Source organism: Methylobacterium sp. C25, from assembly GCF_021352225.1.
Taxonomy (GTDB): Bacteria; Pseudomonadota; Alphaproteobacteria; order Rhizobiales; family Beijerinckiaceae; genus Methylobacterium.
The window spans coordinates 855,587-868,823 of sequence record NZ_JAAUVI010000001.1 but is presented as its reverse complement, the minus strand read 5'-3'; the positions used below and the strand labels follow the sequence as shown (position 1 = coordinate 868,823).

The 13,237-nt window shown below is 68.3% G+C and carries 12 protein-coding genes and 1 tRNA gene; 8 read left to right on the top strand and 5 right to left on the bottom strand.

Features of this window, described 5'->3' with window-relative positions; translation table 11 throughout:
• Window positions 1-187: 187 nt before the first annotated feature.
• Window positions 188-421 (top strand): GcrA family cell cycle regulator, encoded by a 234-nt coding sequence (locus tag HCU64_RS04115; RefSeq protein ID WP_233382486.1) that lies wholly within the window; start codon window positions 188-190, stop codon window positions 419-421.
• A 22-nt stretch (window positions 422-443) separates the two neighbouring features.
• Here the strand turns inward: HCU64_RS04115 and HCU64_RS04110 are convergent, their stop codons facing one another.
• Window positions 444-1,082, bottom strand: coding sequence for a hypothetical protein (locus tag HCU64_RS04110; protein ID WP_233382485.1), 639 nt, complete (start codon window positions 1,080-1,082; stop codon window positions 444-446).
• Between the two features lie 325 nt (window positions 1,083-1,407).
• Here HCU64_RS04110 and HCU64_RS04105 point away from each other — a divergent pair, with 325 nt between their 5' ends.
• Window positions 1,408-2,961 carry a CYTH and CHAD domain-containing protein gene (locus tag HCU64_RS04105; protein ID WP_233382484.1) on the top strand — a complete coding sequence of 518 codons (1,554 nt, stop codon included), beginning with the start codon at window positions 1,408-1,410 and terminating at the stop codon, window positions 2,959-2,961.
• Between the two features lie 100 nt (window positions 2,962-3,061).
• A complete protein-coding gene (locus tag HCU64_RS04100) occupies window positions 3,062-4,969 on the top strand; it encodes a CHASE3 domain-containing protein (protein ID WP_233382483.1) in 1,908 nt (635 codons plus the stop codon).
• A gap of 49 nt (window positions 4,970-5,018) precedes the next feature.
• On the opposite strand, the gene HCU64_RS04095 is transcribed toward HCU64_RS04100, so the two are convergent.
• Complete coding sequence (locus HCU64_RS04095) at window positions 5,019-5,825, bottom strand: TrmH family RNA methyltransferase (RefSeq protein WP_233382482.1); 807 nt, start codon at window positions 5,823-5,825, stop codon at window positions 5,019-5,021.
• 141 nt (window positions 5,826-5,966) lie between these two features.
• Here HCU64_RS04095 and HCU64_RS04090 point away from each other — a divergent pair.
• The 3 genes from HCU64_RS04090 to HCU64_RS04080 all read left to right on the top strand — a co-directional run bounded on the left by HCU64_RS04090 (window position 5,967) and on the right by HCU64_RS04080 (window position 9,452).
• Window positions 5,967-6,041 (top strand) — tRNA-Glu (locus HCU64_RS04090).
• Between the two features lie 331 nt (window positions 6,042-6,372).
• Entirely contained in the window at window positions 6,373-8,109 is a 1,737-nt protein-coding gene (locus tag HCU64_RS04085; RefSeq protein WP_233382915.1) for a type I secretion system permease/ATPase, read from the top strand.
• A complete protein-coding gene (locus tag HCU64_RS04080) occupies window positions 8,106-9,452 on the top strand; it encodes an HlyD family type I secretion periplasmic adaptor subunit (protein WP_233382481.1) in 1,347 nt (448 codons plus the stop codon). Before HCU64_RS04085 ends, HCU64_RS04080 begins: the two co-directional genes overlap by 4 nt.
• A 48-nt stretch (window positions 9,453-9,500) precedes the next feature.
• Here HCU64_RS04080 and HCU64_RS04075 read toward each other — a convergent pair whose 3' ends face one another.
• Together HCU64_RS04075 and HCU64_RS04070 are read right to left on the bottom strand one after the other, a co-directional pair.
• Complete coding sequence (locus tag HCU64_RS04075) at window positions 9,501-10,817, bottom strand: ATP-binding protein (protein WP_233382480.1); 1,317 nt, start codon at window positions 10,815-10,817, stop codon at window positions 9,501-9,503.
• Window positions 10,814-11,476 carry a response regulator gene (locus HCU64_RS04070; protein WP_233382479.1) on the bottom strand — a complete coding sequence of 221 codons (663 nt, stop codon included), beginning with the start codon at window positions 11,474-11,476 and terminating at the stop codon, window positions 10,814-10,816. The genes HCU64_RS04075 and HCU64_RS04070 overlap by 4 nt, the downstream gene beginning before the upstream one ends.
• Before the next feature lie 233 nt (window positions 11,477-11,709).
• Between HCU64_RS04070 and HCU64_RS04065 the strand changes: the two genes are divergently transcribed.
• Both HCU64_RS04065 and HCU64_RS04060 read left to right on the top strand, forming a co-directional pair.
• The gene (locus tag HCU64_RS04065) at window positions 11,710-12,402 is read left to right on the top strand and encodes a L,D-transpeptidase (protein WP_233382914.1); all 693 of its coding nucleotides are present in this window, start codon (window positions 11,710-11,712) and stop codon (window positions 12,400-12,402) included.
• Window positions 12,403-12,445: 43 nt separating this feature from the next.
• Window positions 12,446-12,982, top strand: a complete 537-nt coding sequence (locus HCU64_RS04060; RefSeq protein ID WP_233382478.1) for a cupin domain-containing protein — start codon at window positions 12,446-12,448, stop codon at window positions 12,980-12,982.
• Between the two features lie 25 nt (window positions 12,983-13,007).
• Here the strand turns inward: HCU64_RS04060 and HCU64_RS04055 are convergent, their stop codons facing one another.
• Window positions 13,008-13,190, bottom strand: a complete 183-nt coding sequence (locus HCU64_RS04055) for a hypothetical protein (protein WP_233382477.1) — start codon at window positions 13,188-13,190, stop codon at window positions 13,008-13,010.
• Window positions 13,191-13,237 lie beyond the last annotated feature (47 nt).

Here is a 13,237-nt window from a genome sequence, read left to right as displayed (position 1 = left end):
GAAGAATCCCAGCTATGACAGTAGCATGACTCCTGCGCGCCGGTGCTGCCGGTAGGGAGCCGTTAGGGTTCCGCGGCATTCACCAAGAACGTCGCAGATTCCCGTAACCGGCTTGGGGCAGGACGTACATTGTACGCGCCGCCGGATCGCCGGGGGCATCCAGGCACACCCCAAGAGTCCGAAGTTCATGAACCAGCTCGTCCGCATGTCGCAGATCAGCGAGGCCGACCCTATCGCGGAGCCGTCCGCAAAGCTGCGCGTCCCCTTCGCGCAGTCGGGCGCCTTCGTATGCAAGTTCATCATCGGAGAGCCGAGCGATCAGGCAGTGTGCTGCGGTGCGCCCGTGGCCGACGGCAAGAGCTGGTGCGCGTTCCACCGCCGAATCGTGTTCGAGCCTGCACGTCCGGGCCGCATCCGCTGAATTGCCGCTCGTCGCGGTATTCTCAGTCGAGATCGCCGAAATCGGCGCCGTCAAACGGTAGACGAGACTGGAAGCGGCGGCCCTGGGGGGCGCCGTTTGTAGGCATGTGCGTAGCTGCATAGCCGGGCCCGCGCGCTGCCGCGGCGCGACTTGCCGGATTCTCTTCGATCAAGTTGCCCCATTCCGCCAGACGGCGTCTCGATGAGATCGAGGCATGTCTTCGGGCTGACCTGTATTCGGCAGCGAGGGCGAGATTCCGGGCCGTCGCTCGCGTGGCTTGATGGGACCGACGATGGATCACGCGTGCGGCGGTGTGGACCCGGCGTCGCGTGATCACCATCGGGCGCTCGACCATCCGTGGCCGCACGACGCGGCGATGGGTCTGTGCCGTACCATTCGAAGCAGTTTGCTTGCCGGCCTCGACCGGCTTCACGCCGAGCGTCGTCGCCGCGCGCTCGGCGGGCGTCGGCTCGGCGGGTGCCTTTTCAGCGACCGGTGCCTTGGTTTCGGGCTTGGCGATATCCGGCTTCGGACCCTCCGCCCCGCGCGTAGGCGGGTCGGTCCAGGAGGGGTTGCCCGGCGCGGTTTGCGCCAGGGCAGAAGCCGACAGCAGCAGGCCGAATAGAAGGCTGACCGTTCCGCGGCGCGTCACGACCGACATGGCCTTCCTCCCGACAGCATGAGCGAGGTCAGAGCGTTTCCGTCGCGAACGGATCGGCGTCGGACTCAGGCGGGAAACAAGAGAGCGGAATCTTAACGGCGAGCCCCGTCCCCGTCCATCGCATCAGGCTTCATCGGGCAACATTTCGACCCGTGATCTGGCGCTGGAACGCGCCTCCACCGCGGTCGTTTCTGGCGGGAGACGGCCTCGCGAAACGGCGACTGTCCCGCTACAGATCAAGTGACGTCGCCGGCAGGCGACTCGATCGTCGCGGCGTTCCGGCCGTGCGACGGGCGCGGCATGCGAATGGAGAACGGAAAACGGCATGAAGGCGCCGCGCGAGATCGAGCTGAAGCTGATATGCGATGGGCCTGACCTGACGCCGCTTGCGGGACATCCCCTGCTTCAGGCGGAGGATGCCGCGACCAGCCTCCTCGATACCACCTATTTCGACACGGCCGGCCGAGACCTCCACGCCGCCGGCCTCTCGCTTCGCCTGCGCCGCGAGGGCGAGCGCGCGATCCAGACCCTGAAATCGGCGGCGCCTGCCGCCATCGGCCTGTTCGACCGGGGCGAGTGGGAATGGGACGTCGCGGGGCAGGAGCCGGATGTCGCCCTGCTCGCCGATACGCCGGCCGCCGCCGTTCTCGGCGAGGCAAAATCGGCCGCCCTGTCGCGACTGTTTCGCACCGTCGTCGAGCGCAGCCAGCGGTCCATCCGGCACGGTTCGTCCAGCATCGTCGCGACGCTCGATACCGGCCGCGTCGAGACGGATGCGGGCGACGCGCCGCTCTGCGAGGTCGAGCTCGAACTCGAAGACGGGAGCGCCGCCGATCTGTTCACCCTGGCGAGCGCTCTCGGCGAGAGCGCGCCGCTGCGCCTCGGCGTGCTGAGCAAGGGCGAGCGCGGCTACGCCCTGATCGACGAACGGCTGCACAACCCGAGCAAGGCTGGCAGCTTCGACCTCGATCCCGAGATCGACGCGGGCGATGCCTTTGCCGCCGTCGCCAAGGCCTGCCTGCGTCACTTGCGCCTCAACGAGGATGTGTTCCGCCACGGCCGCGCACCCGAGGCCCTGCACCAGATGCGCGTCGCCCTGCGGCGGCTCCGATCGGCCTTCTCTCTGTTCAAGCCGTTGCTGGAACAGGACGAGAAGGCCGAGGACCTGCGCGCGGCGATCAAGCGCGTCACCGAGCCGTTCGGCACCGCGCGCAACCTCGACGTCTTCCTCGACGAGACCTTGCCCGGCGAGATCGCGCGCCGCCCCGGCGAGGCCGGCCTCGACGATCTGCGCGAGCGCCTCTCCGCCGAACGCGAGGAGGCCTATGCGGCGGTTTTCGCGATTCTCGACGGGCCGGCCTGGCGAGCCCTGATCATCGACCTCGTCACATGGGTCGAGACCGGCGCCTGGCGCACGGGAAAGGCCGGCGATCACTCGGCCCGCGACTTCGCCGTCACGGTGCTGGAGCGTCTGCGCCGCCGCCTGAAGAAGCGCGGCCATCACCTCGCCCGGCTCGAACCCGAGGAGCGTCACCAGGTCAGGATCGTCGCGAAGAAGCTGCGCTACGGCGCCGAGTTCTTCGGCCCGCTTTTTCCAGAGAAAAAGGCCGCCAAGCGTCACAAGGCCTTCGTGGCCGCGCTGTCGGACCTGCAGGACCATCTCGGCGCGCTGAACGACCTCTCCACCGCCCACCAGATCGCCGACCGTCTCGTGGCGGCGCGGGATGAAGGTGCGGGCGAGGCCCCGTCCGGCGCGGCCCTGTACGCCGTCGGCCTCACCACTGCCGATGCGGAGGCCGACGCGCGCGCCACGAAGCTCGTCGAGAAGGCGGATGACGCGCACGAGGCTCTTGTGGAGATGAGGCCGTTCTGGCGCTGATTCACAGTGCGGAGTCGCAGCACGCCAACTTGAGATATTCGGACAAGGCCGCTACCCGTTTATTCTGAATGCGCCCCGGGTCGGCGGCGCCCGAGGTCTGATGACCGAGATCGAGTCGCATGCCGTGGATGTTCGCCTCCGGCGTTCGACGGCGAAGGCACTCGCTCCCCTCATCGGCGGCTTCATGCTGCTGGTCGCGATCGTCCTGGCGACGGCCTGGCTCGTCTTCACGCAGCAGCAGAGCGATGCCGAGCTGCGCCGCCTGCTCGACGTACGCGGCGATATCGTCAGCCTGTTCTCCGGCCTCCAGGATGCCGAGACCGGCCAGCGCGGCTACCTGCTGACCGGGGATGTCGCCTATCTCGCCCCCTATACGAATGCCATCGAAGCCCTGCAGAGCCGGTTCGACCGTGTCCGTGCCGGCCTCGTCGATGAGCCCGACCAGGCTGCCGACCTGGACGCCTTCGGCCGGCTGATGAAGGACAAGCTCTCCGAACTCGGCACGACTGTGGAGATGCGCAAGGCGGGGCAGGTCGAAGGCAGCCTGAATCGTGTCCGTACCGGCCTCGGCAATGCGTTGATGGAACGTGCCCGCGCGCTCGCCGACAAGCTCGATGCCCGCACGCGCCAGCACATCCTCGACCTGCGCCGATCCGCTGGTGCGATGACCGTGATCGTCGAGGTCGCCATCGCCGTTGCCGTCGCCCTCATCGTGGCACTGGCGGCCTTCGTCGTCTCCGACGCGCGCCGCCGCAACGCCCGCCTGACCAATGCCTACGAGGCGCTGCGCGAGACCAACGACGAGCTTGTCGTCGCCAACGCCAACCGTGACCGGCTCGAGGCCCAGCTGCGGCAGGCGCAAAAGATGGAGGCGATGGGCCAGCTCACCGGCGGCCTCGCCCACGACTTCAACAACATGCTGGCGATCATCGTCGGCAACCTGAACATGCTGAAGCGCCAGTCGGATCGCGGTGAGCCGGCCACGGGGCGGCAATTCGAGCGCTATGTCGAGCAGGGGCTGGAGGGCGCGAACCGCGCCGCGACGCTGACGCATCGGCTCCTCGCCTTCGCCCGCAAGCAGCCGCTCGCGCCCGAGCTCCTCGAGCCGAACCGGCTCGTTTCCGGCATGTCGGAGCTGCTGCGCCGCACGCTCGGCGAGACGGTCCAGGTCGAGACGGTCCAGGCCGGCGGCCTCTGGCGCACGCGCGCCGATCCGCACCAGCTCGAGAGCGCCCTCCTGAACCTCGCCATCAACGCCCGCGACGCCATGCCGGCCGGCGGCCGTCTGACCATCGAGACGGCCAACGCGTATATCGACGAGGGCTACGCCTCGGACAATCTCGGCATCACGCAGGGCCAGTACGTGATGATCGCCGTGACCGATACCGGCACCGGCATGACGCCCGAGGTGGCGGCCAAGGCCTTCGAGCCGTTCTTCACCACCAAGGAGGTCGGCCAGGGCACGGGTCTGGGCCTCAGCCAGGTCTTCGGCTTCGTCCGGCAATCCGAGGGCCACGTGAAGATCTATTCCGAGCCCGGCACCGGAACGACGGTCAAGATCTACCTGCCGCGTCTCGCTGGCCCGGCCGAGGTCGTGGCTCCAAAGGCAACTGGCCGTGCCGCTGCCGTCCCCGAGGGGAGTCCAACTGAGATCATCCTCGTGGTGGAGGACGAGCCCGCCGTGCGCCGCCTCACCGTCGAGGTGCTGCGTGACCTGAACTACACGGTGATCCATGCCGAGGGCGGCGCCACGGCGCTCCGCCTGCTCGACGCCCATCCCGACATCGCGCTGCTCTTCACCGACGTGGTGATGCCGGAGATGAACGGGCGCCAACTCGTCGATGCCGCGCGACTGCGCCGGCCGGACCTCAAGGTGCTGTTCACGACGGGCTACACCCGCAACGCCATCGTCCATAACGGCGTGATCGACGCGGACGTGAAGCTGATCGGCAAGCCCTTCACCCTCGAAGGCCTCGCGCACAAGGTCCGGGAGGCGATCGCGGCCTAGATCCGGCGGACGACCCTTGCGGCGCCAGCCGCGGGGGTCACCTCCGACATCACCGTCCGCGGGTCAGCGCGTAGAGACTGATGGCAGCGGCATTCGAGACGTTCACGCTGCGGATCGCCCCGGTGAAATCGATGCGGGCGAGCACGTCGCAGCATTCGCGGGTGCGCTGGCGCAGGCCCTTGCCCTCGGCGCCGAGCACGACGACCATGCCCGCGGCGGTCTTCACGGCGTCGAGATTCGTATCGGCCTCCGAATCCAGTCCGATCCGCGTGAAGCCGCGCTCGCCCAGCGCGATCAGGGCCTCGGCGAGGTTTCGCACCACGATCAACGGCACGTGCTCCAGCCCGCCCGAGGCGGATTTCGCCATGACGCCGGTGGCGTTCGGCGCATGCCGCGCGGTGGTGACGATCGCCGTGACGCCGAAGGCCGCCGCCGTGCGCACGATTGCCCCGACATTGTGTGGATCGGTGATCTGGTCGAGGGCCACCAGCAGCGCGTCCTGCGGCACGGAATCGATCCCTGGCGCCGGCAGGTGCTCGGCTTCGAGATAGAGCCCCTGATGCACGGCGTCGGGGCCGAGCAGCGCGTTGATCGCGCTCGGCTTGACCAGCTCGGGCTCGATGCGGAGCGTGCCGAGCTCTTCGCGGAGGCGCGCCGCGCCGTTCTCCGTGGCGAGAAGCCGATGCAGACCGCGCTCCGTGTTGGCCAGCGCCTCGGAGACCGGATGCCAGCCGTAGAGCACGACGTGGTCGAGCCCCTCGCGGGCTGCCGGTCCGGCCGGCCGATGGCCCTGGGGCCGGTACCGGAACCGGCCTGGGCCGGAAGACCGGGGCGGACCGTCGCGTCGGGATGTCATGGACCGCTCGTGAAAATGAACTCGCTCGGCCTCAGACCGGCATCCGCCCGTCACGTCAAGCCGTCCTTGCCGGCCCGACCTGAACGGAAGACCGTTGCCGTGGCCGCCCGAGCCGACTATAGACCGACCCGCCCAGAGCAAGCGCCCTTCGTCTATCGGTTAGGACGTCAGCCTTTCACGCTGAAAAGGCGGGTTCGATTCCCGCAGGGCGCGCCATTTCCTCCATAACCACGAACATCCGGCGCGGCTGACGAGTCAGCTGCCATCCGGCTGCCCCTGCCGGCGGGCGCGCGAATTTCATTCGCGCGACGTCGACGTCATTGACGATCGGCTGCTGTCGAACCTTCCCGATGGGAGCGCGTCCCGAAGTCGCGCGCGGCAGGGCCTGCAACGCCGCGCATTCTTCTTGCTTGCGAAGACACTGTGTTCGGGTTGCCCGAACGCAGTCCAGGTGTTGCGGACTTCCACTCGCGGTCCTGAAGCGCAGGCGAGGAAGGACGGATTGGTTAGAGGCCTCGAGCAGCGAGCCGATTCAGGTGAGGCGGAGCTGCGGCTCGCATTGAGGCGCTGTCGCGCGGCTTTCCTCGGCACTGCCGTGATGAGCGGGCTCATCAACCTCCTCTATCTCACCGGCTCGTTCTTCATGCTCGAAGTCTACGACCGGGTCATTCCTAGCCGATCCGTTCCCACCCTGACGGGCCTACTGATGTTGGCCCTGGCGCTCTATGCCTTCCAGGGTGTGCTCGAGATGCTCCGTGCCCGCATCTTCGCCCGTACGGCGGCTAGCCTGAACGAAGACCTCGGGGGCCGCGTCTTCGAACTCGTCGTCAAGGCACCGCTGAAGGGCAGCCTGCCTGGCGATGGTCTGCTGCCGCTACGTGACCTCGATGCGGTGCGCAGCTTCATGTCCGGGTCCGGGCCGAGCGCCTTCTTCGACCTGCCCTGGATGCCGATCTACCTGTTCGTCTGCTTCCTGTTTCATCCCCTGCTCGGCATCATGGCCCTCGCGGGGGTCTTCGTGCTCGCGGGCCTCACGGTGCTGACCGACCGCGCGACGCGCCAGCCGACCCTGTCCGCCACCCGATCGATGCAGCAGCGCAACGCGTTAGCCGAGGCAGGCCGTCGAAACGCGGAAGTCCTGCAGGCCTTGGGCATGCAAGGGCGTTTCGCGAACAGATGGGTTCGCGCCAACGACGACCATCTTCAGGCCCAACAGAGCCTCTCCGACGCGACCGGCGGCTACGCCACCCTATCCAAGACCTTTCGGATGGTTCTGCAATCGGGCGTGCTGGCATTGGGCGCGTGGCTCGTGATCAACAACATGGCCACCGGCGGCATCATCATCGCCTCCTCGATTCTGGTCTCTCGCGCGCTTGCGCCTGCCGAACAGGCCATCGCGAATTGGAAGGGCTTCGTCCAAGCCCGTCAGAGCTGGCGGCGCCTCGCCGACCTGCTTACCCGCATTCCCCCATCGCGCCCGCTACACGCTCTGCCGGCGCCGCGGCGATCGCTCGTCGCCGAAGCGGTTAGCGTCGCGCCCCCCGGCGTGCCGCGCCTGATCGTCCACGACGTCAGCCTCGTGCTTCAGGCCGGTCAGGGGCTGGGAATCATAGGCCTTTCAGCCTCCGGCAAGTCCACGCTCGCGCGCTGCCTGGCCGGGATCTGGCCGGCCGTGCGCGGGAAAGTCCGTCTCGACGGGGCCGCCTTGGAGCAATGGTCGGCCGTGGATCTCGGTCCCCATCTCGGCTTTCTGCCCCAGGAGGTCGAGCTCTTTGCCGGTACCATCTCCGAGAACATCGCACGCTTCGATCCGGCCGCCTCCGCAGAGGCCGTCATTGCGGCGGCGCAGGCTGCCGGCGTGCACGAACTGATCCTTCGCCTGTCGGATGGTTACGACACACGACTCGGTGAAGGCGGCTCCGGCCTTTCGGCCGGTCAGCGCCAGCGGGTCGGCCTGGCCCGTGCCCTCTACGGCGAGCCGTTCCTCGTCATTCTCGACGAGCCTAACGCCAATCTCGATGCCGTGGGTGAGCATGCCCTGACACAGGCCATCCTCGGCGTCCGTCGGCGCGGTGGGATCTGCATCGTCGTAGCCCACCGGCCCAGCGCGCTGGCCGCCGTCGACCTCGTCCTGATGATGACAGACGGGCGCGTCCACGCCTTCGGCCCGAAAGAAGAGGTGCTCAGGCGCGTGCTCCAGACCATGCCTCCTGCGCCGCCTGCGCAGATGCCGGCCAGGCCCGAGGATGTCGGCGCACGCGCCACCCAAGGAAGTCTGCGATGAGCAGCGCCGCGGCAAGCTCGGGGCTGCTTGCCGTGCCGGTCAACTATGGATCGCAGGCTCAGGCCTCGATCCGCCGCCATCTCGCCGTGGCCCTCGGGCTCAGCGGTGTGCTCGTCTTCGGTATCGGTGGCTGGGCGACCTTCACTCAGATTTCAGGCGCCCTCATCGCGCCAGGTCAGCTCGTCGTCGAGTCGGACGTGAAGAAGGTGCAACACCCCACCGGAGGGGTCGTCGGCGAACTGTTGGTCCGCGAAGGTCAGGCCGTCGCGGCCGGGCAGGTGCTGGTGCGACTGGACCAGACCCAGACCCGCGCCAATCTCGATATCATCGTCAAAGCGTTGGATGAGCTTGCAGCCCGAGGCGCGCGCGACGAGGCCGAGCGCGACGGGGCGGCGACAGTCATGTTCCCGCCCGAGCTCCTCGAGAAGATCGCCGATCCGACGGTGGCCCGGCTGATCGACGGGGAGGCACGTCTGTTCGTCCTCCGCATCACGGCACGCGCAGGGCAGAAGGCGCAATTGCGCGAGCGGATGGCCCAGCTCCGCGAGGAAATCGGGGGCCTGACGCAGCAGGCAGCGGCTAAAGAGCGGGAGATCGCACTTATCCAGAGTGAGCTGGCCGGCGTGCGCCAGCTCTACGCCAAGAACCTCGTGCCCTTCTCGCGGGTCACCCTGCTGGAACGGGACGGTGCCCGGCTGGAGGGCGAGCGCGGGCAGCTCATCGCGCAGACCGCCTCGGCAAAAGGCAAGATTACCGAAACCGAATTGCAGATCCTGCAGATCGACCAGGATCTGCGCACCGAATCCGGCAAGGACCTCGCCGAGATCCGCGGCAAGCGCTCGGAACTGGTCGAGAAGCGCATCGCCGCCGAGGATCAGCTCAAACGGGTCGAACTGCGCGCACCCCAGAGCGGAACCGTCCATCAGCTGACGGTGCATACGGTCGGCGGCCTGGTGACTCCCAACGAGCCGGCGATGTTGATCGTGCCCTCGGCCGATCAACTCGCGGTCGAGGCGCGCATTCAACCTCAGGACATCGACAACGTGCGCCTCGATCAGAGGGCCGTGCTGCGCTTCTCGGCATTCAACCAACGGACCACGCCCGAGATCGAAGGCGTGGTCAGCCGCGTCTCGGCAGACGTGGTGACCGACCCCAAAACCGGCGCGAGCTATTACACCGTGCGCATTCGTGTCCTCCCGGATCAGCTGGACCGGCTCGGTGGCGCGCGCCTGGTGCCGGGCATGCCCGTGGAGAGCTTCGTGCAATTGGGAGAACGCTCGGTGCTGAGCTACCTCACCAAGCCCATTTCCGATCAGGTCGCCAAGGCTTGGCGTGAGCGGTGACGAGGATCGATCGGTCGCCGACAATCCCGATCACAAGCCTTGCCGGCCTCAAGCCGCGTCGAGGTCCACCTGCAGGCCGGAGCCATCCGGGCGGTTGCGCAGCCGCAAGGCGAGACGCGAGCGGCGCGCGGCCATCTCGGTGATCGCCAGACCGAGGCCGCTTCCCGATGCGCTTTTGTGGCGCCCGCGGAAGAAGCGGGTCGTGACGTGCGGAAGTTCCTCCTCCGGGATGCCCGGTCCTTCGTCACGCACGAAGAAGCCGGCTCCGGTGGGACTCAGGCCCCATTCGACCGTGCCGGTGCTCATGTGCTGGATCGCGTTCTCGTGGAGGTTGCGGATGGCGAGGCGCAGGCTTTCCGGATCGCCTCTCATCCTGAGATCGGCGAGGCGCGGGTCGACGATCGTCCGGATGCCGTCCCCGACCCGCATGCCGCCAACCGTCTCGGCGATCAGGGGGCCGACCTCGACATCGATCAGCGGGCGCATCTCCGTTTCGGCATCGAGCCGCGCGGCGTCGAGGAGTTGGCGCACCAGCCGGGTGGTTTGGTCGACGGCTGCGAGGATCTGGCGGAGCGCCGCCTGCACGATACCGGGGTCGGTGCTCGCCATGGCGACCTGGGCCTGCGTCTTCAGCCCCGCCAGCGGCGTGCGCAACTCGTGGGCTGCGAAGGCGGTCACCGTCCGTTCGTGCCGGCGCGCCGTCTCCACTTTCAGGAAAAGGGCGTTGAGGGCATCGGCGAGCGGCCGTACCTCGGCCGGCGCGCGCCCGGCATCGATCGGGCGCATGTCGTCGGCGTCGCGTGCCGCGAGGTCGCGCGCCATGCGGCGCAGCGGTCGAAGGCCGCGTCCGAGGCTCACCCAGATCAGGAGGCCGAGCAGCGGCACCACGAGGATCATCGGCATCAGGAAGCTGCGCACCAGGTCGGTGGCCAGTCGCTCGCGCATGCCGAGCCGGTCGCCGACCATGACGCGGAGGCCCTTGCCCGGGTCCTCCAGGGTGAAGACGCGCCAGGTCTCACCGTTGATCTCACGCTCCGAGTAACCGGAAGGCGTGTCCGTCATGCGGTGCTCCGGGGCGCCGCTGGAGCGAGCCAGCATGCTGCCCGATAGCGACCAGATCTGGCAGGTGAGTTGGTGCTCGTAACCCAGCGCCGGGATCGGCGTCTCGGGTGCGCCGGTTCGGGAGCCCGGAGTGACCTTGTCGGCCACCGAGATCACCATGCGGGCGGCTTCCTGGAGCTGTGTGTCGACGAAATGCTCCACCTCGCGCTTGGAGCTGACGTAGATCCACAGCACCGCGCTCAGCCAGATCAGGCCGGTGGCGACGACGAGGATGGCGAAGAGCCTGGTGCGAAGCGCGGTCATGCGACGGCCCTCATCCGGTAGCCGAGGCCGCGCACCGTCTCGATGGCCTGCCGCCCGATCTTGGCGCGCAGGTTGTGGATGTGGACCTCCACGGCGTTGCTCTCGACCTCTTCCTGCCAGCCGTAGAGCCTCTCCTCTAGATCGGACTTGGAGTGCAGGACGCTCGGGCGCTCCATCAGGGCGCCGAGCACCATGAACTCGCGCCGCGAGACCGGAACTGGCCTGTCGTCCACGCTCACCGCGAAGCTGCCCGGATCGAGCCGGATGCCGCCATGGACCAGGGCGGCCGAGGCCCGGCCGGCGGCGCGGCGCACCACCGCCCGGATGCGGGCAGAGAGCTCGTCGAGATCGAACGGCTTGCCGATGTAGTCGTCCGCGCCGCCGTCGAGCCCGGCGATCCGGTCGGTGACCGCGTCGCGCGCCGTCAGCAGCACCACCGGCGTGCGATCCCCCCGGGCCCGCATGGCACGCAGGACGTCGAGGCCCGTGCCGTCGGGGAGCATCAGATCGAGCACGACGGCCGAGAATTCGCTGGTCAGGAGAGCCGCGGCCGCATCCTCGCACGTCGCGACGCAATCGACGGTCGCGCCGGACAGGCCGAGCCCAACCTTGAGACCATCCGACAGGATGGGATCATCCTCGACAACAAGCAGGCGCAACGCGTGTCTCCTCGATTGCGGAGCAGTCTGAAGCGCTGCCTTAAGCCTGGCTTAAGCTGCGTTTCCGACCGAGGCGACCTGATCGAACAACCCACCGCGTCGCCATCATGTCGAACACCGTCCATACACGTCCCGCCGACCGGCGTGATCTGGTCCGAGGCGCATCGGCCTCCGTGCTACGCCTCGCCTCGGTCCTGGCGCTCGCCGCGGCTCTCGGCGCCTGCACGGCCTCGATGGGCGGCCAGCCCGAGGCCGCCGCGGTGAGCCATCGCTTCGGCCCCGACGTGCTCCGCCGCTACGCGGCCCTGACCGACGAGCCCTTCCCGGTCGCGGCGATCGCGGAGGGGGATCTCAAGCCCGACTATGTCCGGCGCGTCGTCGACTTCCCGACCCGGGAGCAGCCGGGCACCCTCGTGGTCGATCCCTACAACCGCTACCTCTACCTAGTCATGGAGGGCGGCCAGGCGATGCGCTACGGCGTCGGCGTGGGCAAGGCCGGGCTCGAGTTCACCGGCACCGCCACGGTCGGCCGCAAGGCGAACTGGCCGCGCTGGACGCCGACGCCGGACATGCTGCGCCGCGAGCCCGAGCGCAACGGCAAGTGGGCCGGCGGCATGCCCGGTGGCGTGGGCAATCCCCTGGGTGCGCGCGCGCTCTACCTCTTCAAGGGCGGGAACGACACGCTGTACCGCATCCACGGCACCACGGAGCCGTGGAGCATCGGCGAGGCGGTGTCCTCGGGCTGCATCCGCATGCTGAACCAGGACGTCATCGATCTGCACCGCCGCGTTCCGGTGGGCACGCGCGTGGTCGTGCTCGGTGGGCCGGGTGCCGTTGCCGGCCGGCCGCGATCCGCCGACCCGTCGGAGGCGTTCAGCGAGGCGCCGGCCGACATCCACGAGTCGGACGCGCCGGTGCGAGGCTAGAGCGGGCTGAGGATACGCCACCTTTCCGGGACAGGAGGACGCCATGACCCATGTCATCCCTGACGAGTCGAGCCGGCGGGAGGTGCTTGCGGCGTCGCTGGTCGGCGCCCTTCCCATGCTGCTCGGCCCGATCTTGGCAGGCTCCGCGACAGCGAGCCCCCTCGACCCGGCTCAGACCATCATCCAGCCGCCGGAGGCCCTGAAATGGGTTCCGACGAAGGGCTATCCGGAGGGCGCTTCGGATCGCTGTGCCCTGACGGGTGATCCGAACGGCAGCGGGCTGTACTACATGCTGGTGCGCTGGTGGCCGGGCTATATGAGCGCCCCGCATTTCTACGCGACAGACCGGTTCTGCACGGTTCTGTCCGGCACCTGGTGGTGCAACAGCGGAGGGGATTTCGATCCGGCCTCCTGCGTTCCGGTCAAGGCCGGCAGCTACGTCCGCCGCGTCGCCGGCACGCCCCATTTCGATGGTGTCGTCCCGGGTGCGAAAGAGCCGGCGGTGATCGCGATCTGCGGGATCGCCCCGGTCGGCTACACGCTGGTCGATCCCTCGAAGCCCGGCTGGCGGAAGGTCTGATCCGCCGCGTCGGTGACGGCGAAGATCAGCGCTCGGCGGCCAGGAGCTGCAGCAGCTCCACGAGATGGGGGTCGAGCTGCTCTTCGATGATCGGATCGTAGAGCCGCTTCAACTGCTCGCCCAATCGTGCCCGCGTGCCCTCGTCCAGCTTTGGCGACACCTCGCGGCTCGGCTCCGGCGCTAGCGTGGGGCGTTCGCTGTTCGACATCGTCCCTAGATCGCGCTTCCCGGACGCGTGGCAACGGGTCGGACTGG